24 protein-coding genes are annotated in these 24,110 nt (G+C 66.6%); 13 read left to right on the forward strand and 11 right to left on the reverse strand.

Annotation, left to right across the window (positions count from 1 at the left end; genetic code table 11):
* Positions 1 to 59: 59 nt before the first annotated feature.
* Positions 60 to 728, reverse strand: a complete 669-nt coding sequence (locus tag ACP3TD_RS18070; RefSeq protein ID WP_426764357.1) for a response regulator — start codon at positions 726 to 728, stop codon at positions 60 to 62.
* Positions 725 to 2,032 carry a sensor histidine kinase gene (locus ACP3TD_RS18075; protein WP_426764358.1) on the reverse strand — a complete coding sequence of 436 codons (1,308 nt, stop codon included), beginning with the start codon at positions 2,030 to 2,032 and terminating at the stop codon, positions 725 to 727. The genes ACP3TD_RS18070 and ACP3TD_RS18075 overlap by 4 nt, the downstream gene beginning before the upstream one ends.
* Positions 2,033 to 2,195: 163 nt before the next feature.
* Here ACP3TD_RS18075 and ACP3TD_RS18080 point away from each other — a divergent pair, with 163 nt between their 5' ends.
* A complete protein-coding gene (locus ACP3TD_RS18080) occupies positions 2,196 to 3,302 on the forward strand; it encodes an FtsX-like permease family protein (RefSeq protein WP_426764360.1) in 1,107 nt (368 codons plus the stop codon).
* A 27-nt stretch (positions 3,303 to 3,329) separates the two neighbouring features.
* The gene (locus ACP3TD_RS18085) at positions 3,330 to 4,037 is read left to right on the forward strand and encodes an ABC transporter ATP-binding protein (RefSeq protein ID WP_426764361.1); all 708 of its coding nucleotides are present in this window, start codon (positions 3,330 to 3,332) and stop codon (positions 4,035 to 4,037) included.
* A 147-nt stretch (positions 4,038 to 4,184) separates the two neighbouring features.
* On the opposite strand, the gene ACP3TD_RS18090 is transcribed toward ACP3TD_RS18085, so the two are convergent.
* Both ACP3TD_RS18090 and ACP3TD_RS18095 read right to left on the reverse strand, forming a co-directional pair.
* A complete protein-coding gene (locus ACP3TD_RS18090; protein ID WP_426764362.1) occupies positions 4,185 to 4,436 on the reverse strand; it encodes a DUF1272 domain-containing protein in 252 nt (83 codons plus the stop codon).
* Positions 4,437 to 4,537: 101 nt separating this feature from the next.
* Complete coding sequence (locus ACP3TD_RS18095; RefSeq protein WP_426764363.1) at positions 4,538 to 4,960, reverse strand: GNAT family N-acetyltransferase; 423 nt, start codon at positions 4,958 to 4,960, stop codon at positions 4,538 to 4,540.
* A gap of 100 nt (positions 4,961 to 5,060) precedes the next feature.
* Here ACP3TD_RS18095 and ACP3TD_RS18100 point away from each other — a divergent pair, with 100 nt between their 5' ends.
* Positions 5,061 to 5,516 carry an AAA family ATPase gene (locus ACP3TD_RS18100; RefSeq protein WP_426764364.1) on the forward strand — a complete coding sequence of 152 codons (456 nt, stop codon included), beginning with the start codon at positions 5,061 to 5,063 and terminating at the stop codon, positions 5,514 to 5,516.
* A gap of 503 nt (positions 5,517 to 6,019) precedes the next feature.
* On the opposite strand, the gene ACP3TD_RS18105 is transcribed toward ACP3TD_RS18100, so the two are convergent.
* Both ACP3TD_RS18105 and ACP3TD_RS18110 read right to left on the reverse strand, forming a co-directional pair.
* On the reverse strand, positions 6,020 to 6,580 hold the full coding sequence (locus ACP3TD_RS18105; RefSeq protein WP_426764365.1) for a hypothetical protein: 561 nt from the start codon (positions 6,578 to 6,580) through the stop codon (positions 6,020 to 6,022).
* Positions 6,577 to 7,107 carry a hypothetical protein gene (locus ACP3TD_RS18110; RefSeq protein ID WP_426764366.1) on the reverse strand — a complete coding sequence of 177 codons (531 nt, stop codon included), beginning with the start codon at positions 7,105 to 7,107 and terminating at the stop codon, positions 6,577 to 6,579. Before ACP3TD_RS18110 ends, ACP3TD_RS18105 begins: the two co-directional genes overlap by 4 nt.
* 113 nt (positions 7,108 to 7,220) lie before the next feature.
* On the opposite strand from ACP3TD_RS18110, the gene ACP3TD_RS18115 reads away from it, so the two are divergent.
* Positions 7,221 to 7,823 carry a dihydrofolate reductase family protein gene (locus ACP3TD_RS18115; RefSeq protein WP_426767290.1) on the forward strand — a complete coding sequence of 201 codons (603 nt, stop codon included), beginning with the start codon at positions 7,221 to 7,223 and terminating at the stop codon, positions 7,821 to 7,823.
* Positions 7,824 to 7,861: 38 nt separating this feature from the next.
* Here the strand turns inward: ACP3TD_RS18115 and ACP3TD_RS18120 are convergent, their stop codons facing one another.
* Complete coding sequence (locus tag ACP3TD_RS18120) at positions 7,862 to 8,617, reverse strand: ZIP family metal transporter (RefSeq protein WP_426764368.1); 756 nt, start codon at positions 8,615 to 8,617, stop codon at positions 7,862 to 7,864.
* Between the two features lie 215 nt (positions 8,618 to 8,832).
* Between ACP3TD_RS18120 and ACP3TD_RS18125 the strand changes: the two genes are divergently transcribed.
* From ACP3TD_RS18125 to ACP3TD_RS18145, 5 genes are all read left to right on the forward strand, one after another.
* Positions 8,833 to 9,309 carry a sensor histidine kinase gene (locus ACP3TD_RS18125; protein ID WP_426764369.1) on the forward strand — a complete coding sequence of 159 codons (477 nt, stop codon included), beginning with the start codon at positions 8,833 to 8,835 and terminating at the stop codon, positions 9,307 to 9,309.
* A 199-nt stretch (positions 9,310 to 9,508) separates the two neighbouring features.
* Positions 9,509 to 9,661, forward strand: a complete 153-nt coding sequence (locus tag ACP3TD_RS18130; RefSeq protein ID WP_426764370.1) for a hypothetical protein — start codon at positions 9,509 to 9,511, stop codon at positions 9,659 to 9,661.
* 147 nt (positions 9,662 to 9,808) lie between these two features.
* Positions 9,809 to 12,472: a Tat pathway signal sequence domain protein gene (locus ACP3TD_RS18135; RefSeq protein ID WP_426764372.1), complete on the forward strand. Its 2,664-nt coding sequence runs from the start codon at positions 9,809 to 9,811 to the stop codon at positions 12,470 to 12,472.
* A 252-nt stretch (positions 12,473 to 12,724) separates the two neighbouring features.
* Positions 12,725 to 13,453 carry a polysaccharide deacetylase family protein gene (locus tag ACP3TD_RS18140; RefSeq protein WP_426764374.1) on the forward strand — a complete coding sequence of 243 codons (729 nt, stop codon included), beginning with the start codon at positions 12,725 to 12,727 and terminating at the stop codon, positions 13,451 to 13,453.
* Between the two features lie 165 nt (positions 13,454 to 13,618).
* The gene (locus tag ACP3TD_RS18145; protein WP_426764375.1) at positions 13,619 to 14,608 is read left to right on the forward strand and encodes an SRPBCC family protein; all 990 of its coding nucleotides are present in this window, start codon (positions 13,619 to 13,621) and stop codon (positions 14,606 to 14,608) included.
* A 129-nt stretch (positions 14,609 to 14,737) separates the two neighbouring features.
* On the opposite strand, the gene ACP3TD_RS18150 is transcribed toward ACP3TD_RS18145, so the two are convergent.
* From ACP3TD_RS18150 to ACP3TD_RS18160, 3 genes are all read right to left on the reverse strand, one after another.
* On the reverse strand, positions 14,738 to 16,738 hold the full coding sequence (locus tag ACP3TD_RS18150) for a rhamnogalacturonan lyase (protein WP_426764377.1): 2,001 nt from the start codon (positions 16,736 to 16,738) through the stop codon (positions 14,738 to 14,740).
* 430 nt (positions 16,739 to 17,168) lie between these two features.
* Complete coding sequence (locus ACP3TD_RS18155) at positions 17,169 to 18,485, reverse strand: MFS transporter (RefSeq protein ID WP_426764378.1); 1,317 nt, start codon at positions 18,483 to 18,485, stop codon at positions 17,169 to 17,171.
* Between the two features lie 14 nt (positions 18,486 to 18,499).
* Complete coding sequence (locus tag ACP3TD_RS18160) at positions 18,500 to 19,930, reverse strand: M20 family metallopeptidase (RefSeq protein ID WP_426764379.1); 1,431 nt, start codon at positions 19,928 to 19,930, stop codon at positions 18,500 to 18,502.
* Positions 19,931 to 20,057: 127 nt separating this feature from the next.
* On the opposite strand from ACP3TD_RS18160, the gene ACP3TD_RS18165 reads away from it, so the two are divergent.
* The gene (locus tag ACP3TD_RS18165; protein ID WP_426767291.1) at positions 20,058 to 20,954 is read left to right on the forward strand and encodes a LysR family transcriptional regulator; all 897 of its coding nucleotides are present in this window, start codon (positions 20,058 to 20,060) and stop codon (positions 20,952 to 20,954) included.
* A gap of 62 nt (positions 20,955 to 21,016) precedes the next feature.
* Here ACP3TD_RS18165 and ACP3TD_RS18170 read toward each other — a convergent pair whose 3' ends face one another.
* A complete protein-coding gene (locus ACP3TD_RS18170) occupies positions 21,017 to 21,499 on the reverse strand; it encodes an Lrp/AsnC family transcriptional regulator (protein ID WP_426764380.1) in 483 nt (160 codons plus the stop codon).
* Positions 21,500 to 21,590: 91 nt separating this feature from the next.
* Here ACP3TD_RS18170 and ACP3TD_RS18175 point away from each other — a divergent pair, with 91 nt between their 5' ends.
* From ACP3TD_RS18175 to ACP3TD_RS18185, 3 genes are all read left to right on the forward strand, one after another.
* Positions 21,591 to 22,685: a histidinol-phosphate transaminase gene (locus ACP3TD_RS18175; protein ID WP_426764381.1), complete on the forward strand. Its 1,095-nt coding sequence runs from the start codon at positions 21,591 to 21,593 to the stop codon at positions 22,683 to 22,685.
* Positions 22,682 to 23,365, forward strand: coding sequence for a YitT family protein (locus ACP3TD_RS18180; protein ID WP_426764382.1), 684 nt, complete (start codon positions 22,682 to 22,684; stop codon positions 23,363 to 23,365). Before ACP3TD_RS18175 ends, ACP3TD_RS18180 begins: the two co-directional genes overlap by 4 nt.
* 70 nt (positions 23,366 to 23,435) lie before the next feature.
* On the forward strand, positions 23,436 to 24,077 hold the full coding sequence (locus ACP3TD_RS18185) for an NADPH-dependent F420 reductase (RefSeq protein WP_426767293.1): 642 nt from the start codon (positions 23,436 to 23,438) through the stop codon (positions 24,075 to 24,077).
* Positions 24,078 to 24,110: the final 33 nt, after the last annotated feature.

The following is a 24,110-nucleotide window of genomic DNA, read 5'->3' on the forward strand; positions in this document are numbered from 1 at the left end:
AGCCGCAGCGCAACAGGGCCATGTTGCCCGGCCGCAGCCGGTAGCGGACCTGAAACCGATCAGCCATTCCCGGCGGGCGGCCGGATGATCCGCCGCTGGGTGGCGGCGGCAATGGCCGCGGTCCGGTTGTCCACGCCGAGTTTGCCGTAGATATGGACCAGGTGCGTCTTCACTGTCGCCTCGGAAATGAAGATCTGCTTGGCGATGGCCCGGTTGGACAGGCCGGTGGCCAGCAGTTCCACCAGTTGCACCTCCCGCGGGGTCAGCGACGTGCCGGGGTTGCTGATCCGGTCCATCAGCAGCGCGGCGGCCCTCGGCGCGAGCACCGTGCCGCCGGCCGCAGCCTGCAGGACGCCCTGCCGCAGCTGTTCGGGCGGGGCGTCCTTCAACATGTAGCCGCTCGCGCCGGCCTCCACGGCCGCGAGGATGTCCGCGTCGGTATCGTACGTGGTCAGGATCAGCACCGGCGGCGGCGCCGACAGTTTCCGGATCTCGACGGTGGCGGTGACCCCATCCATCCCCTGCCCCATCTGCAGGTCCATGAGGACAACGTCCGGCGGTTCCCCCAGCGCGGACAGCCGGTTCAGTTCCTTCAGCGCAGCCCGCCCGTCGGACGCCTCGGCGGCTATGGCGATCCCCTCGAAGCCCGCCAGCATGGCCCGCAGCCCGGCCCGGACCACTGGATGGTCGTCCACCAGCAGTACCCGGACCTCGCCCGCGGACGTCACCGACCCTCCAGCGGCAGCCGGATGGCCACCACGGTGCCCTCGCCGGGAGCGGATTCCAGCTCCAGCGAGCCGTTCAGGGCGGCAACGCGTTCCCGCAGCGAGCGCAGCCCGAACCCGCCCCCGCCGCCGTGCGCGGCGGCCGCCGCAGCGTCCGGATCAAAGCCCGCGCCGTCGTCGTAAATGTCCATGGTCACCTCCGTGCCCAGGAACGCCAGGGTCACGACGGCGGTGCGCGCCCCGGCGTGTTCGCGGACGTTGGCAAGGCTCGCCTGGGCCGCGCGCAGCAGGGTGACGCGGACCGGCTGGGGCAGGTCCAGGGGATCACCGTCCACCTCCACCCGGCAGCGCAGCGGCAACCCGGCCGCTGCGGCGCCTGTCTCGGTGGCGGCGCACAACCTGCGAAGTGCGTCCACCAGGGTGCTCCCCTCCAGCTGCGGCGAGGACAGGCCGCGGACAAAGCTGCGGGCCTCGGCCAGGTTCTCCGCCGCCGTCCGCTGCACCAGCTCCAGCTGCGAGGCAGCCGCGGTGGAGTCGCCGCCGGCCAGGGACTGTTCGGCCGCCCGGCCCAGCAGCACGATGCTGGACAGGCCCTGGGCCAGGGTGTCGTGGATTTCGCGGGCCAGCCGCTCCCGCTCCGCCAGCACGCCGGCCTCATGCTGGGACCGGGCCAGCTCCTCGCGTGTCCGGCGCAGCTCATCGGCCGCGCGCCGCTGGTTCAAGGCCTCGCGGTACAGGGCGGCGTAGGCCAGCCCCGTGATGACGGCGAAAATGGCGCCGAGCGCGGGCCCCACGACGGCGGCCACGTGCGGAACGGGGGCACCGCTGGCTACCCATTGGGAGGCGATCACCGCCGCCGTCATCAGCGTGATGGTCAGCAGCGCCGCGCGCCGGGGCAGCAGGTGCAGGTGCAGGAAGAAAATGGGGAACGCCAGCCACGCGAAGTCGGCGCTCCCGGCCAGCAGGAAGGCCCACAGCCCCGTCACCAGCACCAGCCACAGGAGGGCGAAGCGGCGCGGATCCATACTGGTCCGGCCCTCCGCATGGCGCTTTTCAAGGACCGTTCCGGCCAGGTACACGCTGGCGAGAACCACCGCCACCCCCGCCCAGAGCCAGCGCAGCGGACCGCCGGTCATCAGGATCCGGACCAGGGCCACGCCCAGCAGCACCGCGAACCCGGTGTGCAGGGTGACGCGGAGAACCTTCAGGATTGCTGCGGACGACGCATTCTCCACGGCGTCCAGGGGTCCCCGCGACGGGCTTCCGCCGGCTCTGTCCGGGGATGTCGTTGTGGGCGCGGCGGGCATTCCCCCAGCTTATGCCGGGGCTGCCTGCGGCGGATCAATCAAATGGTTGACTCCGGACTCCACCCCATGGCGGCAGGGGATCAACCGTCTCCGCGATGCCCGGGCCGCTGCCCGGCGGGAGAGTGGAATTACTCAATTCCACTCCTGCTGAGAGAAGAACAACGTGTTCCTGGCAATCCGCGATATCCGCTTCGCCAAAGGCCGGTTCGCCATGATGGGCGGCGTCGTAGCCCTGATCACCCTGCTGCTGGTGATGCTGACCGGCCTGACGGCTGGTCTGGCCGAGCAGTCCACGTCCGCCATCGGCAAGCTCGGCGGAGCCGCCGGGTCCAGGCCCGTTGACGCCGTCGCGTTCGGCGCACCGGGGACGGGCGCCCCCAAGGCTTCGTACACGGAGAGTTCGGTGACTGCCGGGCAGGTGGACCGCTGGAAGGAGCAGCCGGGGGTGGCCGCGGCCGAGCCGCTGGGCATCACGCAGACCCGGCTGCAGACCGCTGACGGTTCCGGGACGGCCAACGTGGCTGTCTTCGGGGTTCCTGCGGGCAGCCCCCTGGCGCCCGCTTCGGTGGCGCCCGGGACGGCGGTGCTGGGCGCCTCGGTGGCGGACGCGCTGTCCGTGCGGCGGGGCGACACAGTAGGCGTCGGCGGTGTGGAACTCGCCGTTGCCGCGGTGGTCCCGGACCAGTGGTATTCGCACACCAGCGTGGTGTGGACGGACCTTCCCCAGTGGTCCAGGGTGGCGCACGTGTCCGACGGCGGGCAGCTGGCCACGGTTGTTGCCGTCACCTTTGCGGACGGTGCGCAGGTGGACGAGACAGTGGCCAATGCCGCGGCGGGCACGGTCAGTGAATCCCGCACCGGATCCTTCCAGGCTTTGGGATCATACAAGAGCGAGAACGGGTCCCTGACCCTCATGCAGGCGTTCCTCTACGGCATCGCGGCGCTGGTGATCGTGGCCTTCCTGACCGTGTGGACCATCCAGCGGACCCGGGACATTGCCGTTCTCAAGGCCATGGGGGCGCCCGCGTCCTACATCCTCCGCGACGCCATCGCCCAGGCCGCCATCGTCCTGGTGGCAGGTGCCGCCGCCGGCGGGGCCGTGGGTGTTGCTGCGGGGACGCTGGCCGCGCAGGCCGCCCCGTTCCTGCTGAACGTAGGCACCGCGGTGCTTCCCGTCGTCGGGATCATCGCCTTGGGCCTTGCCGGTGCCGCCCTGGCCGTCCGGCGCGCCACCCGGGTGGATGCCCTCCTGGCCCTCGGCGGCAACTGAAAACCCCACTTCCTGAAAGGAAACCCGATGTCTGCTTTCCCCACCCCCGCTCCCCTGGACCTCGTTGACGTGACCCTCGAATACCCTGACGGCACCGGAACCACCACCGCCCTGGACCGGGTCAGCTTCACCGCGCACGCCGGGAAGCTGTTATCGCTTGTGGGGCCTTCGGGCTCCGGGAAATCCAGCCTCCTGGCCACCGCCGCCACCCTGGTCCGGCCCACCCGCGGGCAGGTTCTTATCGACGGCACGGACACCACCGGGCTCAAGGACAAGGAACTGACGGCGCTGCGGCGCAGCAGGATCGGCATTATTTTCCAGCAGCCCAACCTGCTCCCCTCCCTGACCGCTGCGGAACAGCTGATCATCACCGACCACCTGCGCGGCAAGCCAGCCCGGGCCGCCCGGGACAGGGCCGCCGAACTGCTGGACGTCGTCGGGCTCTCAGCGAGCGCCCGGAAGCTGCCGCACCAGCTCTCCGGCGGCCAGCGCCAGCGCGTCAACATCGCCCGCGCGCTGATGGGCAGCCCCAGGGTGCTGCTGGTGGATGAGCCGACGGCGGCGCTGGATCATGAGCGCAGCGAGGCAATCGTCCGGCTGCTGCGCCGGGTCACCACGGAATTCTCGGTGGCCACGGTGATGGTTACGCACGATACCGAGTTCCTGCCGCTGACGGACGCCGTGGCCACCATGCGGGACGGACGGCTGGCGGCACCGGTCCTGGCCAGCGCCTGAGGGCGGTATCCCCGGTCGGATCAGCCCAACATGGGCAATCGGGCGGGCCAGCCAGAACGCATCCGACGAGGATCCGCCTGCCTGTCGGGGTCTGGCGAGCCGTACGGCGGAACATGGAGATGAAACCAATGTCCTGGCCCTGAACAACTAGGCGCGTGCTGCCTTCTCAAGGCAACCCGGAGAAACAACCCTATGAGTGCTGGCCGGATTGTTGGCCAGCGCGACGCCGGGCCGGGTAGGGCGGCGCTGCAGGTCTCCTCCGCAGTTTGGGCACGAACGATTCGGGAATCGTTCCACGCAGTCCGGACACCAAGTGCACTCGAAGGTGCAGATGTACGCCTCGGCTGATGGAGAGATATCGCGATCGCAACACTCGCAGTTTGGCCTGATCTCAAGCATCCGGCAACTCTACTGCCTTCCCAGTTCCTCGATGCTTCCTTGAAGCAACATCCGGTCGGCGCAGGTTCGATCGCGGTTCCATGGGCTGACGGGCGGCTTAGTCAGTCGAATCGGACAAAGACTCTGACCGAACCTCCCTGGAATTCCTCGACCTGGGTGTAGCCGAGCGCTTCGTAGAAGGCTTTCTGCTTCGGCTCGTTGTCGGTGATGAGGACTTTCTGACGAACATGCGGATACTGTCCGAGCGCCCGTTCGGCGAGGGCTCGCCCTATACCTCTTCCCTGATGCGATGGCCTAACAAGGATGTCCTGCAGATAGCAGATCGAAGCCCCATCGGAAACGATACGTGCTAACCCAACCAGCATCTGCCCATCGTGCGCGGCCACGAGTGTGGAAGATCCTTCCAGCGCCCGTACCAGCGTGTCGGGCTCATTTACGTAGGCAAGCCATTCCACGGCACGGTACAGCTCAAGGATTTCGCTGAGTGGTAGGTCCTTGGCCGCTACAACGTTGATGATGGCCATGCTCCATCCAAACACGCAGCAAATTCACGGGCGGTTTCGAGATTCTCTCTCGCTGCGAATGACGCCAGGCAGCGTTTGCGCCTCAGCTACCCTGATTCCCATGGCTCGCATTCTCATCACCGGCATGTCAGGGGCGGGAAAGACAACAGTGCTGCATGAGTTGTCCCAGCGGGGCTACAGAACGGTCGACACCGATTACGACGGTTGGGTGCTTCCTGACGGAACATGGGACGAACCACGGATCTCGGCGCTCCTCGCGTCCAGTTCATCCCTTATCATCTCGGGGACAGTTGAGAATCAAGGTCGCTTCTATGGCGGTTTCTCCGCCGTCGTTCTGCTCAGCGCACCGGTGGAGGTCCTGATCCAGCGGGTGTCAGTTCGTGCGAACAATTCCTACGGCCGCTCCGAAGCTGACCAATCCGCTATCCGCCAATACGTTCTCGACGTCGAACCGCTGCTTCGGAGCGGCGCAACCCTCGAGCTCGATGCTCGCCGCCCAGTCGCAGACCTGGCGGACGAGATTGAACACCTCGTGGCTGCCGCGGGCCCAGCCTGACCAACGGGAGGCTCAAGCAGCTTCAGCGAGTCGAGGGATTGGCACTAGGGTTGACGTTCAATCGAAAAGCAGGGTGAAGGACCACAGGGGGAACTATGCAGCAGCCATCTGCCAGTGATGTCGGATTTCGGGAAGTTGACCAGGACGGCAGTACACAGGGTCTCGCGTCCACGGCAGAACCGATGCCGCTCCGGCAGTATTCACGTTGGTCCGTGAACCCGTTCATCTCAGTGCTGTGGCTGTTGGCCACGTCACTGGTTACCGGCGGAATCTGGGCCCTGGCGACCATGATGTTCACCACCGGGCTTATGGGCGGGCCTCCCACCGTTTCATTCGTCGTGATGACCTTCGCGCCCCACTCGCTCTTAATTGGAACGGTGTTGGTCCTTTGCCTGCTTTTCTGGCATGCGTGGCAGTGGCAGCGGCGCCGCATGGTATGACTGCACTGTCCAAGGGTGTTCAGCCCTAGTGATAGCCAGACGGCCACGAAGCATGACCCGCAGTCAGTGGACCGTAGAGTGACGCCCCGCGTTGCGAAGGAGCGGTTGGGCGGGCTGTTGAACTTCGGCTAAAGGCTGGATCAGCAGGTTCCGGTGCAGTGTCACCCACCCGTCGCGTTCCAGCGGGGCGTGGTCGAACTGATCGGGCACGAAAAGAACAACCCTGTCATCCGGGTCCGCCACATCCACCAGGATGTCCCGGCCGTCGCCAATCTCGTTACATGCTTCCCAGTAACCGAATTCGTCGTCCCACGGGTACGTACCCACCAGGCATGCCACCCCGGGGACCAAACCCGGCGTGGCGTAGTAGGTCATGGACTCATATGTGGCCAGAAACCTCGACTCGCGGATCGTCGCCTCCCCGTCTTCGTCCTGGATCGCAGGGACGGCATCCTGCTTCGTCAACTGCCGTTCCAGCACCTCAACCGTTCCTGGAATCGCCAGGAAGAAACGCACGTACAGAAGCCCGAGGGCCAAGCACGTGCCCACACCGGCCACGGCGGCGAAGGTGATCATCAATTTCCAAAAGGGCGTCAATGGAACTGTCGGTTTCTGCCCGGTCATTGCCGTCCCCTGAAGAGGTTGTCGCTGATCTTCGTCCACCCGGCTGCCTGCAGCTCATTGGTGTCGTACTGGTCAGGAACGAGGGTCAGCTCGCGTCCCGCCTGGTCGCTCATTGTGACGATGGGATCGTGAGCGGAGACCATGCCGGCGCACCCGGCCATCGGAGGCCCCTGCGCGTCACCTGCTTCAATCAGCAGGCAGATGATTTCCTCGCCATTCGCGTCCCTGGTGGCGACAAAGACTTTGGATCCTGACCTCGTCCCCAAGTACCTGGCAGATTCCGTGTCGATCCCGCCGTACAGGGCGTAATTCGCGGAAACCACATCTTCGGCCGTGGCCGTCTTCTCCAGGACTTTCAGGGTGGGGCGGGTTTCCCACGGCCCGTACTGGAACACAGCCAGGCCGACGGCCACCACGGCGAGCCCGAGCCCCAGCCACCGGGCATTCCTGAACCGCGAAACGGCAAACGCCAACACCATGGCCGCCGCCAGAAATACGGCGATCATCAGGTAGTCAATAATGTTCAAGCGCTGCCCCCTCAGGCTGATTGATCTCCCTGCACGCTACACGCTGACTGGCAGGTCGGCCTTCAGCGGTCCCCCGGCCGTCCGATATCGTCCTCTAAAAGGCATTCATCGTGATGGGGGTAATTGTGCGGGAACTTGTCTACTACGTCGCAGCATCGGTTGACGGCTACATCGCGGCACCGGACGGATCATTCGACGTCTTCCCCGTCGAGGGCGACCACATGCAGGTGCTCTTCACGGAGTTCGCCGATGCCCTGCCCACCCATGTCCTCGGAGGGCTTGGCATCGAGGCGCCCAAGAACCGTTTCGACACCGTCATCCAGGGCTGGAACAGCTACAACGTCGGCCTCGCCGTGGGCATCGAGAGCCCCTACACCCACCTGCACGAGTACGTCGCCACCCGCACCAGGACCAGCACCAACCCGGCAGTCACGTTCACCGACGACGCCCTGGCCACCGTCCGAAGCCTCAAACAGGAGGAAGGGCTGGACATCTACCTCTGCGGCGGCGGCGCGCTGGCCGGGGCGCTGCTGCCCGAGATCGACAGGATCATCCTCAAACGCAACCCGGTTGTCCTTGGGTCAGGCATCCCGCTGTTCGGGGACACCGCCTTTGAGCCGTCCGGCTTCCAGCCCGTCAAGTCGCGGACATTCGAGTCCGGAGTGGTGATCGAGGAGTACGAACGCACCCCGTTGGGTGCGGCTGACGCGTCCTGAGTCAGACGCCGACGGCCTCACCTTTTCTTCCGGGAACGCTATCCGCCTACGTGGTGGATGGTAAAGGCCGTCAGGAAGCCCACGGAGGCCGTAAGCCCCGTCAGGTTGTGGTGCTCCTCGAAGGCCTCGGGGATCATGGTGTCCGCCAGCATGGCCAGGATCCCGCCGGCGGCCACGGACGTTATGAACGCCACCAGTTCCTCCGGCGCGTTTTCCAGCAGCGTGTATCCCATGAGTGCTGCGATGCCACTGAGGAGCGCAATCCCGCCCCACAGTCCGAAGACGTACCCGGCGCTCCGGCCGGCCTTCTTCATGCCGGCTGTTCCGGACAGCCCTTCGGGAACATTGGAGATGAAGACGGCAGCCATCATGGCCGGGCTCACCGCTCCGCCGGCAAGCATGGTCACACCCAGGACCACGGACTCGGGCACGCCATCCAGCAGCGCCCCGACGGCGATGGCCGTCCCGCTGCCCGGATCGTCCTTTTCGGAGGGCTGCTGGCCGCCGGACCTCTTCCGGTGCTTGGCACCCGCCCGGGCCAGCAGCATGTTGGCACCCACGTACACCACGGCGCCGGCCAGGAAGCCAGCCACCGTGGGCCAAAGTCCGCCGCCCTGGACGGCCTCGTCCACCAGCTCGAACGCCAGGGCGGAGATCAGCACACCCGCTCCGAAGGACATGATCGAGGACACCAGCTTGGACGGCAGCGACCACCGCCAGGACAGTGCTGCGCCCAGGACCAGGGCGGCACCGGCGATGGTGCCCCACATCAGGGCCTGCAGCCATACGGGCATGTTTCCCACTTTCCGTCTCCCCCAGCGGGAGCCATGTCCCACAAGGCGTACCCCCGGGGACGATTCCTAAGCAACAGCTCCTACGCAAACATGCGCGCCGAAGGCACGTCCCGCACGCAGAATTGATGCGATCTTGACCCAAACCTTACTGACCGCTGCAGTTGCGGGTCCACGCTGGACGAAGAAGGGCAAGCCAGTTTGGGGAGCACGAAGTCATGGGAAACGAAACAGCATATGACAAGGACGTCATCGCGGTGGGCGGGGTCCTCACGGACCAGCACCCACTCGACTTCCACACCCTGGGGCTGGCCGGCTGCATTGACCGGCTGACCGGGCCCCTCCGCCAACGCGGGACCGCGGTCCGTTGGGATACTCCGCACTGGGGCATTGAGATCCCGGCGGACTGTGCGTCCCTGCTGTACCAGTCGGCACGCGAAGTGATCAGCAACGCCTACAAGTACTCGGACGCATCCGAACTCAGCGTGCAGCTTGCGGTGGTGGACCACAGGATCCGGATGAAAGTGGCCGACGACGGCACGGGCTTTGATTGCAGCCGCGCCAACCGCGGGCGGCGCCACGGCTACGGCCTCCGCCTCATGGCGGTTGCGGTTGAGGAAGCGGGCGGCTCCGTGGACATCGATTCCCGCCCCGGCCACGGCACCTCGGTGACGGTCACCCTGCCGCTGGACTGACTAAGCCCCGGCAGCACCAACCCCGGCCCTGCAAAAGGGCCGCAAGAGACTCGAAGGCCCGCCGTCGCTGGGACGGCGGGCACCCGGCCCGGGCCGGCCAGAGGTTCCCGCAAGCGCCATTGACACGCAGCAGGCAAGGGCGCTCAATGTTCAGTACCGCCGCCACCGAGCCGCGGCACCAGCAAAGGAGCAGGCAGCGATGACCGAAAATCCATTGCGCGACGAGCGGGTCCACCCGGAGTCTCCGGCGGAGGGCGACCCGGACGCGGATCCCTCGGACGACGTCAGGGCCCATTCCCAGGACCCCGCGGAGGGAGCCGACATTCCGGACGAACCGCACCCGAAGTCCTGATCCAGGGGCTGAAAGTCCCCGCAATTTTCGGCCACCCCTTGCCACCCCGCACCCCGCGCAGTAGGTTTGAAACCATTCAAGAAAGCGCTTTCCCTTGCAGTGGCGGGGGTTTATTCTGCGCGCCACAAACCAGCGGGAACGGACAACATGACGGACAGTACCCTCATCAGGTGGATCGACGGCGAAGCACCGGCAGGGACCAGCAGCGGAACCACCTGGGGGATGCCCTTCCCCCGCGGCACCGTCCACGGACCCGACGCGTTGACAGTGACGGACGCCGGCGGCGCCAGCGTTCCCAGCCAGGCCTGGCCCCTGGCCACCTGGCCCGACGGCTCGCTGAAGTGGGCCGGGATCGCGCTTCCGGCAACGGATTCGCCGTCGTCCAGCTACCAGGTGAGGCACGACGCCGGCGCCGGACCTTCGGAAGGCGACGCGCCGCCGTCGGGCGTTCCGGAAGCCCAGGGCGGCGCCCGCGTCAGCGTCACCGAAAGCCCCGACGCCCTCACCGTGGACACCGGCGCCCTGCAGATGGAGATCAGCCGCAGCGGCTCCACGCTCTTCACCAGCCTCACCCGCGACGGCCGGACCGTGGCACGCGACGCACGCCTGGTGAGCCTCCTCCAGGACGGCATCCCGGAAGAGGTGGGCACCGCCAGCCGCCAGCAGTTCACCGGCGAGGTCACCGCCGTGGTGCTTGAACAGGACGGGCCGGTGCGCGCCGTGGTCCGGCTGGACGGCCGCCACCGCCAGGACAACGCCGGCAGCGGGGGCCGCAGCTGGCTGCCGTTCGTGGTCCGTTTCTACTTCTACGCCAATGCCCGCAGCGTGCGGATGGTGCATTCCTTTATCTGGGACGGCGACGCGGACAGCGACTTCCTGGCCGGCCTGGGCGTCCGCTTCACCGTGCCGCTGGAAGCCGAGCTGCACAACCGGCACATCCGGATTTCAGGGGCCGACAGCGGCTTCCTCACGGAGGCGGTCCGTGGGCTCACCGGCCTGCGCCGGGATCCTGGTGCGGACGTGCGCGCCGCCCAGATCGCCGGACGCGCCACCCCCTCCCCGGGCACCTGGAACCCCGAAGTCTCCGAACGCCTGCACCTGATCCCTTCCTGGGGCGACTACACACTGACCCAGCTCAGCGCGGACGGCTTCGAACTGCGCAAACGGACAGCACCGGGCCACGGCTGGGTGGGCGTTTCCGGCGGGACCCGCTCCGCCGGCTTCTGCTCCCTGAGCGACACGCGCGGCGGGCTGGGCGTCGGCATCAAGGACTTCTGGCAGTCCCACCCGGGGCAGCTGGACATCCGCGGCGCCGCCGGAGCCGATGCCACCGTGACAGCCTGGCTCTACTCCCCCGAGGCCCAGCCCATGGACCTGCGGTTCTACCACGACGGCCTGGGCCAGGACACATTCGAGGAACAGCTCGAAGGCCTGGAGATCACGTACGAGGACTACGAACCGGGCTTCGGGAACCCCAGCGGAATTGCCCGCACACATGAGTTAACACTGTTCGCCTACGACGCCACCCCGTCCACTGAAAGCCTCGCCGCCGACGCCGCTGCAGCATCCTCACCGGCGCTGCTCCAGGCCACCCCGGAGTACCTGCACTCGGTGGGCGTGTTCGGCGACTGGGATCCGGTGGACCGGGGCACCCCCGCGCGGGCACGGCTCGAGGACCACCTCGACTTCCTCTTCGATTTCTACGCCGGCCAGGTGGAGCAGCGGCGCTGGTACGGGTTCTGGAACTTCGGCGACGTAATGCATACCTACGACTTCGACCGGCACGTGTGGCGGTACGACGTGGGCGGCTACGCCTGGGACAACTCGGAACTCTCGCCGGACCTCTGGCTCTGGTACTCCTACCTGCGCTCCGGCCGCGCGGACATCTTCCGCTTCGCCGAGGCCATGACCCGGCATACCGGCGAGGTGGACGTCTACCACCTGGGCCCGTGGAAGGGCCTGGGTTCCCGGCACAACGTGCAGCACTGGGGCTGCAGTGCCAAGCAGCTGCGCATCAGCACGCCCGCCTACCGACGTTTCTACTACTACCTCACGGCGGACGAGCGCACCGGCGACCTGCTGACAGAGCTGGTGGACAGCGACCAGAACTTCCTAGGCCTGGACCCGGTCCGCAAGGTCCGCCCGGACGCCGACACCTACCGGCCCAACCGCGGCGCCCTGGGCGTGGGGCTGGGCACGGACTGGGGCTCACTCGCCGCCACCTGGCTCACCGACTGGGAGCGCACCGGCAACCCCCGCTCCCGCGACCGGCTGCTGGGAACCATGGCGGATATTGGCGCGCTCAGGTACGGCTTCCTCACCGGCGAAGCACTGTATGACCTGGACAAGGGCCGCTTTGATACCGGCCGGGAGATGATTTCCGTGTCCCATCTCAGTGCCGTGTTCGGCCTGGTGGAGATCTGCAGCGAGCTGGTGGACCTGGTGGATAATCCGGAGTTCGAGCGGGCCTGGCTGCAGTATTGCCGGCTGTTCCTGGGGACCAAGGAAGAGCAGGTGGCGGAGGTGGGTGAACCGCTGGCCGGCATCTACCTCACCCAGGCGCACAGCCGTTTGAGCGCTTATGCGGCGGCGCGTTTGCAGGATCGTGACCTGGCGGACCGCGCCTGGGAGAGCTTCAGCGAGGGCGGGGAGCACCTGAACCACGAATCGGCGTTCACTTTGCGGACCATCGAGCCGCCCCATGTGCTGCTTCCGGTGGACGAAGCACCCACGGTTTCCACCAATGACACCGCGCAGTTCGGCTTGGCCGTCATCCAGAACCTGGCGCTGATCGGCCAGCACCTGCGCTGATACCCGCTACTTCGAACTAACCCGCGACGGCGGCGCCCGGACCCTTTCATCCAAGGCCGCGCGCCGCCGTCATCCGTTTCCTCACGCCGCCCTCGGCGGGCCCCTCAAAATAACGCCCACGTAACGGCTTTTTCGTGCCGCCAGATGTTACCCAGTCGAGGCGCGGAGCGTGTTTACACCGCCTTTCAGTGCGCCATAGGGTGCTTCACCTAAACAAGGTTCAGGAGGACCTTGGGAAGGGAAACGAGCACCATGAAAAGCAAATTTGCCGCCGTGGTCCTGGCTGCCGCGAGCTTGGCTGCGGCCCTGCTGGTGGGCAGCCCCGTGGCGGCCAACGCAGCGGACAAGCCGCTGATCGGCCTCACCTTCGACGACGGCCCGTCAGTCCAGCGCACGGCCTTCGTCCTCGACGTCCTCAAGCAGAAGGGGGTCAAGGCGACCTTCTTCCTCCAGGGCAACCATGCACAGCAGTACCCCGACCTCGTCCGCCGGATCAAAGCCGAGGGGCACGTGATCGGCAACCATTCGTGGGATCACGCCAACTTCCCGGAACTGAGCCAGACCAGGCAGCGGCAGGAGGTTGACCGCACCAACGCGGCGATCTCTGCCATTACCGGCGCAACGCCCAAGCTGATGCGCTTCCCGTTCGGCAACAGCACGTCCTACTCGCTGAACTACATCAGGAGCATCGGCATGAGCGGCGGCATCCAGTGGCGCTGGCATGTGGGCCAGCCCGGCGACTTCGAATGCCCCGGCGCGGCCGGCGTGCAGAAGTACGTCCTGGATGAAGCGGCACCCGGTGCGATCATCCTGCTTCACGACGGCAACGATGTCCTGTCCTGCCCCGCGTCGCAGTGGTCCTACCTCGCCCGGACCATCGACGCCCTGCGGGCACGGGGTTACGACTTTGGCGTGGTGGCACCTTCCGCGACAGCCAACCCGCTGAACGAGGGGTCGTACGGGGTGGTGGTGGCACCCTGACCGACGCCGCCGCCTGACCCTGGCGCCGCCGCCGTTCGCTTCTCCTGGCACTCCGCCACCCAAAATCAGGGGGTGGAAACCTGCTCCTCCGGAAGGTAACTTGGTAAGCATGCTGATGATTTCTACTGATCAATCGGCTTCCGGTAACAGAGCAAAGGAGACGTTATGAGCACGAAGGTGGAAAAGCGCATTCTGGTGAACGTTCCGGTGAGCACGGCCTACAACCAGTGGACCCAGTTCGAGGAGTTCCCGCACTTCATGGGCGGCGTCAAGAGCGTCACCCAACTCAGCGACGACCGGTTGGAATGGGTGGCCGAGATCGGCGGCATCCGCCGGCAGTGGGAGGCCAAGATTCTGGAGCAGGTACCGGACCGCAAGGTTTCCTGGGCAGCCACGGAGGGCGCAACCAACGCTGGAGCCGTCGAATTCGAGGACGTGGGCGGCGGCCAGACCTCCCTTCGGCTGACGCTTGAGTACGAGCCCGAAGGCGTGGTGGAGAAGATCGGCGACAAGCTGCACGTGGTGGACCGCCAGGCCGAGTCCGACCTGCAGCAGTTCAAGGAATTCATCGAGGACGAGCGTTACGCAAGCGGAGCCTGGCGCGGCAGCGTCAACCCCGGCGCATCGATGGGTACGCCCGGCGTTGAGCACGCCGGCACCTCCCGCGGCGACTCCGGCAAGGCAGGCGTCTCAGGCAAGATGGCAGCCGGCGTCGGCGTAGCCGCAGTGGCCGGCGCTGCAGCGGCCATGGCTTCCAGCGGCAACAAGGACACCACGGTGGGCGCCGACGAAACGGTCACCCCCGTGGCTCCCGGCGAGCCCGTCACCGTCACGCCGATTCCCACGGACACGACCACCGGCAGCGGCGCAGGGGTTACAGGCAGCGGTACAGGGGTCACGGGCAGCGGCGCCGGCGTAACAGGCACGACGCCGGCGGCCGGCTCCCCCGGTCCGGTCACCGACGGATCGGTCGCAGACCTCAGCGATGACAGGATCGGCCACCCGTTCGACCAGACCAACGGCCTGGTGGACACCGCGGGAGAATCCGACGAAACGCGAGAAGGCGAACAATTCAGCGCCGGTGAACGCCGCGAGGATGAGCGCCGCCCCGACGGTGGCCTGCCCCCGGTAGGCGGCAACCTCGGCCAGCACTGACCGACGCCGCACCCCGGCTGACGGCCCGCCCTAGGCGGGTGCCGTCGTCGTACACTGCATTTCGAAACGAAAGCACCGCCCGCCTCTTCCCGGGGCGGGCGGTGCTTTGCTGCTGTCCTGCGGTGTTTGCTACTTCGTCTTGCCTGCGTAGAAGACGGACGGCGCTGCCGGCGTCTCCATGCCCTCGCCAATGAAGAAGCTCGGGTGCGGCGGCTGGTTGTAGCCCACGGTCTCGCGTGCCACGCCGGTCCGGTACATCGGATCGTGCATCAGCGTGCGGAGCCGGACCTCGGTGGGCGAGGTGCTGGTGTAAATCCGCAGTTCGGTGCTGTCAGTGGACGGGAAGACCAGTTCCTCGCGCCAGTCGCCCAGCAGGTCGGCCTGGAGCGACGGGTTGCCCTTGGTGTGGTTGTTGGTGCGGGCGCCGGTGGCGGTCAGCAACCGGTCGCTGGTTTCGGTCTCCCAGTTCCACTTGGAGATGGTGGGGACACCCATGCCTGCCTCGGCGTCGAACTCGTGGTCCACAATTTCGCGCAGCAGGTCGCCGTCCCACCAGGCCATGAAGTTGGCGGCCGGAATCTTGTCCGAGATCCTCTCGCCCTTGGCGGACATCAGGAAGCCGACCGGCGAATTCCAGGCAGCGTCGCCGCCCACAGCCCAGCTTTCGGAGCCGGGGAACCGGGGATCGATGTCGCCCGTGGCGCCGCGGCCGGTGTCCTTGATGGCGGGGATGCTCCACAGCACTTCGCCGGTGGCGGCATCGCGGAAGGTGGCGCCGCGGTTGCCGCTCTGGCTCATGCTCTCGTGCACCGCGAAGGTTTCCAGCCCGGGCCGTGACGGGTCCAGGTCGCCGGTGTGGATGGCGTCGCCGTGGCCCAGCTTGGTGTTGTAGAGGGGCTTGCCGTCGTCGTCGATGGTCATGGAACCGAAGACGAACTCGTCCTTGCCATCCTGGTCCACGTCCGCCACGGACAGGTTGTGGTTGCCCTGGCCCTTGTATTCGGCACCGGCGACGTCCGAGTCGAAGGTCCAGCGCTTCACCAGCTTGCCGTCCACCAGGTCATAGGTGACCAGGACTGTGCGGGTGTAGTAGCCGCGGCTGAACATCAGGGACGGCTTTTCGCCGTCGAGGTAGGCGACGCCGGCCAGGAACCGGTCCACGCGGTTGCCGTAGCCGTCGCCCCAGGCCGGGACGTTGCCGCGTGGCGGATCGTAGGGAACGGTGTCCATGATGGTGCCCGTTGCGCCGTTGAAGACCGTCAGGAACTCCGGGCCGGACAGGACGTAGCCGGCGCTGTTGCGGTAGTCCGCCGCGGCGTCGCCGATGACGGTACCTGCGGCGTCCGTGGTGCCGTCTGCAGTCTTGAACGACACCTCGGCCTTGCCGTCGCCGTCGAAGTCGTAGGCCAGCATCTGGGTGTAATGCGCGCCGGCGCGGATGTTCTTGCCCAGGTCGATGCGCCAGAGCTTGGTGCCGTCCATCTTGTAGGCATCGACGTAGACGTTGCCCGTGAAGCCGGACTTGGAGTTGTCCTGGGCGTTGGACGGGTTCCAGAGCTGGATGATCTCGTAGGCGCCGTCGCCGTCCAGGTCTGCCACCGTGGAGTCGTTGGCGCTGTAGGTGTAAGGCTTGCCATCCTTGCTGACGCCGTCCGCCGGCTTGTCCAGCTTGATGGCCAGGTAGTTCTGCGCCAGCGGGGTGAACTCGGAGCTGAGCTTGTCCTGCCCGTTGCCATTGCCCACGGTCTTGATGACGTACTTGGACAGGGCCGTTCCGTCGGGGTCAACGAAGGTGGTGGTATCCCGGATGGGCTCCTTGGTGATCTGCTTGCCATCACGCAACACCTGGAAGCCCACGCTGTCCTTGTCCAGGCCGAGCATGCGCCAGCCCAGGGTGACGCCCTGGTCCGTCAGCACGGCCACGGGCGCGCGGTCCAGGTTTTCCACCTGGCGCTTGAGGGCCGACTTTGCGGCCTGGCCCGGTGCTGTGGACTGGTCCGCCTGGGCCAGCGGAACTCCGGTAAAGGCGAGTGCCGCGGCGGTGAGGGACGCCGCCGCTGCTGCCAGTGGTGCTGCTTTCCAGGCCCTGCCGGCCCGGGATTTGGGGGAACACTGCGAGTGGTAAACCAAAAGAACATCTCCTTTGATGCGGCGGCAGCTGAGTCTGCCGCTCAACAGTTTGGAACGTTTCAACCGCGCGGGAGCGCACCGGTTTGTAGGGGTGGGCTGGGGGTCCGCGTCGGATGGAAAACGCTTTCTGCACTTCTGGTTTATCAAGGGATGACAAAGCTGGTCAAGGGTTTGACCGTTAATGGTTGGGAGAAATTGTTCCGTTACGTTCCTTCTCCCCCGCGACGCGCGCTCACTTCTCGGCGGAATTTCCCACAATCGCGCGCACTTGTGGCGGTCTAAAACCGAACGCCCGCTCACCTTTGGCGGCTTACACCGAAACGCCCGCCCACCTCTGCTCCAAATGGAGGAAGGTGAGCGGGCGTTTCGCAAATCTGCCGCACCGTGTGGGCCTCGCGGGACCCGCCGCAGATGGGCGGGCGCCGGGTGCCTACCGGATGCCGCGGAGTTTCACGCCGGCAGCGAGTGCAACGAGGCTGATGATGGCCACCACGGCCAGGTAGTAGCCCGGCGCCACGGCCTGCCCCGTCTGCTGCACCAGGAACGCGGCAATCATGGGCGTGAATCCTCCGAAGGCCACCACGGCCGTGTTGTAGCTGAAGGACAACCCTGTTGCACGGGTCCTGACGTCGAAGGAATCCGACATGACGGAGGGCAGCGCGCCGAAATAGGCGGCCTTGAGCAGGCCAAGGATGGTCATCACCAGTGCCAGCACCAGGAAGGACTTGGCGCTGATGACCCACATGAAGAGAGGTACGACGGCGAGCAGCAGGACCACCACGGTGGGCACCATGATACGGAGCCTGCCGTACTTGTCCGAGAGGTGCCCCACCACCGGCGTTCCAAAGGTCAGGATGACGCCGGTAATGATCAGCGAGGTGAAGGAGATACCCGGCTCGAGCCCCAGTTCCTTGATGGCGAAGGTGGGCATGTACTGCAGGATGAAATTCAGCGCCGTAGATACCGCCAGCGCGCCACCGGCCAGCAGCATTCCCGTCTTCTGCGTGGCGAACACGTCCCGGATGGGGGAATGCTTCTCCTCCGCAGCGCCCCGTTGGACGGGCACTTCCTTCATCTCCCTGCGGATCAGGAACCCGGCCGGTCCCACCAGCAATCCGAAGAAGAAGGGAATCCGCCAGCCCCATTCGGTCATCTGCGCATCGGTCAGGACGGTGGTCAGGACGGCGACAAAGATCGCCGCGATCAAGCTGCCCAGCCCCTGGCTGGCGAACTGGAAGCTGCCCAGGAAGCCTTTGCGTTTGCCGTTCTGGGCGATGAGGTAGGCGGTGGCGGCGCCGAACTCTCCACCGGCGGAGAAGCCTTGGATTAGCCGCGCCAGGACAATGCCGATGGGGGCCAGGATCCCGATGGTGCCGTAGTTCGGCATGAAGGCCAGCAACGCGGTGCCGAGGACCATCAGCCGGATGGTGACCGTCAGGCCCTTCTTCAGCCCATGCCGGTCCGCGAACGAGCCCAGCACCAGTCCCCCCAAAGGACGGATGAGGTAGGAGACACCGAACACGGCAAACGCCTGGATGAGTTCGACGCCGGGATCACTGCTGGGGAAGAAGTTGCGGCCGATGTAGATGGCAAGCAGGGCGTAGATGGCAATGTCGAACCATTCGAGGGCGTTGCCGATGGTGGCGGCAACGATCCCCCGGGTGGCTGCCCGGGAATCGGGCGCTGCGACCGGCGCATCGTCGGCAGCGCGGGCCGTGGGCTGGTTCTTTTGCTGGGGAATGGTCATGGAAACTCCAGGGTTCAGGATACGGAGCTGACGGTCAGGGAGGGCCGGTCCGCGCCGGTGGACGCGGGACTGTGTGAATTAGCGAGGTCGAAGAACAGGCCGCTGGCGATCTGTAGGCCTTCCCGGGCCACCTCCGCCAGGAGATGTTCGTCCGGGGCATGCTGCTGGCACCCCGGGTGGGAGTGCGGGATCCAGAGGGTTGGAAGGCCCAGGACATCTGAGAAGACGTAGCTGGGAAGGGAGCCGCCGATGTTGGGCAGGACGGTGGCCTCACGGCCGGTGCTTGCTGCCAGCGAGTTCGCGGCCCAGGCCACCCAGGGATTGTCCGGATCGATGCGGCTGGCGGCGAACGAGGTGCCCATCTTTAGCTCCACCATGCCGAAGCCCGCGGAATCCAGGTGTTTGCGGATGGCCGCTTCAAGGTTGACCACGTCCGTGCCCGGCACGAACCGCAGTTGCAGTGCGGCCCGGGCGGTCCCGGGAATGGCGTTGACTGGCTTGTCCGGGTTGCCCGCTCCCAGCGCCAGCACCTCGAGGGTGTTCCAGGCGTAGAGGCGCTCGGCCGGGCTGAGGGTCTGGTCTCCCCAGGCCGGGTCCGCCTGGGGGTCGCCGGGATTCGGCACCAGGTCCAGTACGTCCAGCGCAGCGGCGACGGAGTCCGGGATACCGGCCGGGAGCAGTCCGGGCAACTGAATGATGCCGTGGCCGTCCACCAGTGACCCGACGGCGGCCGCCACCGTGGTGGCCGGGTTCCGCAGGAGCCCACCCCAGTTTCCTGAGTGGTACGAGCCAGCGCGCAGATCGGCAATCAGTTCGAAGCTGACGCCGCCGCGTGCACCCAGGAAGACCGTGGGGCTTCCGGCGGCGAGACGGGGGCCGTCGGAGCCAATAAAGACGTCGGACCGCAGCAGGTTCTGGTGTTCGGCGGCAAAGTCGGCGAGGTCCGGGGAACCGATCTCCTCTGCCCCTTCCAGCAGGAACACCAGGTTGAAGCCGAGGCGGCCCTGCTGTTCAAGCAGCAGCCGGAGCGAGACGAGGTTGATCCAGTGCTGGCCCTTGTTGTCGGCGGCGCCGCGGCCGTACCAGCGGTCGCCCTCGTCGCTGAGTGTCCAGGGGCTGCGGTCGGCGCTCCACTCTCCCGCCTGGCCGTCGGTGACGTCGGCGTGCCCGTAGCAAAGAACGGTGGGCAGCTCAGGATCCTCGTGCCAGGTGGCCACCAGGAAGGAGTTGGCGCCGCCCCGCCAGGAGTCGAAGCGGTTTACGGTGCAGCCCATCGCCTGGAACGCAGGCTCAATAACATCATCAAGGTATGACTTCAGTGCAACGCGTCCCTGCGGGCTGAAACTTTCCGTCGGGTAGGAGACCAGCCGGGCCAAATCCTCCCGGAAGCGGCCGGAGTCCACATACTCCGCTGCTGCGGCCAATAGTTCCGTGCGTTCCTGCATTCGGTGGTTCCTTTGTTCGTATGGCGTGAGTCCAAAGTTAGGTGTCCCGGGCACAAACAACCAGTATCGTTTTGTTGATGAGCGTTGACTTGAATGCAAACCTCAACAACGGACGCCGCCAGTGAACATGCTGACTCCGGCGCTTCTGTACTTTGACGCCGTGGCGCAGGAGGGCACGCTCACCGAGGCCGCAACAAAGCTGCACGTGTCCGCATCCGCCATCAGCCGGCAGATCAACAAGCTGGAAACCTCGCTGGGCATGCCGCTGTTCCACAGGCATGCCCGGGGCGTGGAACTGACGGAGGCGGGGAGGCTCCTGCTGGCATACGTGCGGCGGGCAGAGGCGGAAGGTGCCGCGGTCCGGGAGGAACTGCTGGTCTCCATGCAGCGGAAGACGAGGACCCTGCGGGTGGCCTGCGCGGAAGGCTTCGCCAGGGTGTGGGTCCCCTCGGCGATCGCCGGCCTCAGCCGCCAGCATGACGACGTCGAATTCCACCTCGACGTCGTCTCCTCCTCCGAAGGGACCCGCCGCGTGGCGGAGGGCGAGGCCGACGTCGCCGTGGTGTTCTCGCTGGGGCCGCAGTCAAAGGTGACCGTGGAGCACTCCACACCAACGCCTGTGGCCTTCGCGCTGGTGTCCCCGGACCACCCCCTCGCCGCGCAGCAGACCACCACCCTGAAGGACCTGTGCCGCTACAAGCTGGCGGTCACGGCGCCCGGGTCAAGCCAGTGGGAACTGTTCGACCTCGCCATGCAGATCGAGGGCCTCACCCCGTCCATCACGCTGCAGTCGGACCACATCAACCCGGTGATCCAGTTCGCCCGGTCCGGCGTCGGCGTTTCCCTGGTGGGCGGCCTGTCCCTGGACCGGCGGGACCGCGAGGAACTGGTGACGGTTCATCTGGACCATCCGGTGTTGCGGCAACGGCACGGGCAGATCCAGACCATGACCGGCCGCGCCCAGCCCGCCATCCTCACGGCGTTCGTGGACGCGCTCATCGACGCTCTGGAACTGCTCGCCTGACCACGGCGCCAGTGAGCCCGCGTCTGCGAAATACACCACACGTGAGCGCGCGCCGCAGGGGGCTACTGGGGGTGGGCCACCGCTTCGAGGAGGGGCAGGGTCCGGGTGGGCATGACCTCCACCAGGGACATTGCCGTGCTGGTGCGTACGACGCCGGCGATCGCCAGCATCGCGTTGGTCACCCGGTGCAGATCGGCAGGGTCCTTCGCCGCCACTTTCGCGAGCAGGTCCGCGTCTCCGGTGGTGGCGTGCATCTCGATGATTTCCGGAACGGTCCGCAGGGCCGCCGTGGCTTCGTCGCTGGCGGACTGGCTGATGGAAATCGAGATGAACGCGATCAGCGGCAACCCCAGGGCCTCGGTGCGGACCCGCTGGCTGAACGGCGCCAGGCTGCCGTCATTCACCAGCCGCCGCAGCCTCGCGTGGACGGTATTGCGGGCCACGCCCAGCGACCGGGACAGCGAAAGGACTGTGGCCTGCGGGTCCCGGTCGAGTGTGAGGAGGATCTCTGCGTCAAGGGCGTCGATGCGGTGCATAGTGAGCATTTTGCCACCAAACAGCGCCAGAAATGCTGGATCTGTCCTGACGCAATCGGCTGTGTTGCGCAGACGCCCGAATTTACCTCACGATGCTGGCATGACCAGCACCCTTCCCGAAGCGGCCGCTCCCGCGCTCCGCGCCGCCGTCGCACAGCTTCCCGCATACGTTGCCGGCAAGAGCGCCGAGTCCGAACTGACCGCCGCCCTGGCCTCCAACGAGAGCCACTTCGCTCCGCTGCCCTCCGTCGTCGACGTCGTGGCGGCCGAAGCCTCCCGGATGCACCGGTACCCGAACATGGGAGTGGTGGATGCGCGTGAGGCAATCGCCGGGCACGTCGGCGTCACCGCGGATGAAATCGCCGCGGGCCCCGGCAGCTCCGGCGTGCTGCAGCAGATCATTTCCGCCGTGTGCGATGCCAGTGATGAAGTGGTCTTCGCGTGGCGATCCTTCGAGGCCTACCCCATCCTGGTCACGGTGGCCGGCGCCCGGCCGGTTCCCGTCCCGCTGCTGGACACCGAGCACCACGACCTCCCCGCCATGGCCGCGGCCATCACGGACCGCACCCGCCTGGTGATCCTCTGCTCGCCCAACAACCCCACCGGGGTGTCCATCGGGGCCGACGCGCTGGAGGAGTTCCTGCAGGCAGTGCCGCCGCACGTCCTGGTGGTGCTGGACGAGGCGTATGTCGAATACCAGCGCAGCTCCGGCCTGGACTCGCTGGCGTTCTACCGCCGGTATCCCAACCTCTGCATCCTGCGCACCTTCTCCAAGGCCTACGGGCTCGCAGGGCTGCGGATCGGCTATGCCATTGCCCGTCCGTCAGTGGCGGACGGCCTGCGCCGCACGGCCATTCCGTTCGGAGTGAACCGGATGGCCCAGGCCGCCGCCATTGCTTCCCTGGCAGCCACGGACGAGCTTGCCGCCCGTACCGACGCCGTGGCGGAAGAACGCACCCGCGTGATCGAAAGCCTCCGGGAGTCCGGCTGGGGCGTCCCGGACAGCCAGGCCAATTTCTACTGGCTCCGAGCCTCCGACGAACTGCGCGGGCAGCTCCTGGACGCGCTGTCCGCGGCCGACATCCTGGCCCGAGGCTATGCCGGCGACGGTGTGCGGATCAGCCTCGCGGACCGGGCAACGAACGATCGCGTGCTCGCTGTCCTCGCCCGCCGGGAACGGTTCGCCGCCCAGTGAGTACCCCAACTATTCGCACCCCGGCCCCGGCTGACGCAACGCCCACGCAAGGCACGACGACGGCGGGACCCGCCGTGCCGCCGTCGGCCGTCCGCCATTCAGTGGTGGAGGACGTCCTGGGCATCCTGACGGGCACGTTCGCCACGTCGCTGGGCCTGTTCCTGCTCAAATCCAGCGAAGCGGTGACCGGCGGCACGGCGGGGCTGGCACTGCTGCTCAGCTACACCGTTCCGTTGCCGTTCGGAGTCATTTTCACGGCGGTCAACCTGCCGTTCTTCGGCCTCGCCATCTGGAAGAAGGGCTGGAATTTCGCCCTTCGCACCGGGGCGGCCATCGCGCTGGTCTCGGTGATGGCCAGCCTGCATCCGTGGGCTTTCGGCTCCCTGGAGTTGGACCCTGCCTACGGCGTTGCGGCCGGGAACCTGCTGGCCGGCGTGGGACTGCTGATCCTGTTCCGGCACCAGTCCAGCCTGGGCGGCTTCAACATCCTGGCTCTGCTGCTGCAGGACAAGCTGAAATGGCGGGCCGGGTATGTGCAGATGGTGCTGGACGTGGCCATCGTGCTGGCGGCGCTGGCCTTGGTGTCCCCGCTGATGGTGCTTCTCTCCGCGGCCGGCGCCACCCTGCTGAACCTCATCCTGGCGCTGAACCACCGGCCGGGGCGTTACCTGGGAAAGTAGCTGCTTCCCCGCCGTTTTATTCCCGAAGGTTGCCTGAAATAACTTTATGGATGCCGCTGTTGCCGCCGATATGACAACAATCGGAATCATCGGTGCAGGACACATTGGAAGCCAGGTTGCCCGGAAGGCGGTGGAGCTGGGCTACGACGTAGTCATCAGCAACTCGCGCGGACCGGAAACCCTTACGGATCTCGTGGCAGAGCTTGGCCCGAAGGCACGGGCCGCAACCGCCGCTGCAGCGGCCGCAGCGGGCGACTTCGCCGTGGTCACGGTGCCGCTGAAGAACTACAAGGACGTTCCGGCGGAGCCGCTTGCAGGCAAGATCGTCATCGACACCAACAACTACTACTGGGAGCGCGACGGCCGCGTCCCGGCGCTGGACAACGGCGAAGCCACCACCTCCGGCCTGCTGCAGGAACACCTGCCCCAGTCAAAGGTGGCCAAGGGCTTCAACCACATCATGGCCAAGGACATCACCACGGACGGCACCCCGGCGGGCACGGACAACCGCCGCGCCCTGGCCACCGCCAGCGACTACCCGGAGGCTGCCGAACTGGTCACGAACCTGTACGACGAATTCGGCTTCGATACCGTCAATGCCGGCCCGCTGGAGGAAAGCTGGCGTGTTGAGCGCGACCGGCCGGCCTACGTGAAGCGGCAGAATGCCGGCGAACTGAGGGACAACCTGGCGAAGGCACCCCGCACCGTCTGAGCACTATCTGGCCCGTGCCGGCCCCAACTGGCT

It is taken from the genome of Pseudarthrobacter sp. 1G09, assembly GCF_050038305.1.
Taxonomy (GTDB): domain Bacteria; phylum Actinomycetota; class Actinomycetes; order Actinomycetales; family Micrococcaceae; genus Arthrobacter; species Arthrobacter equi.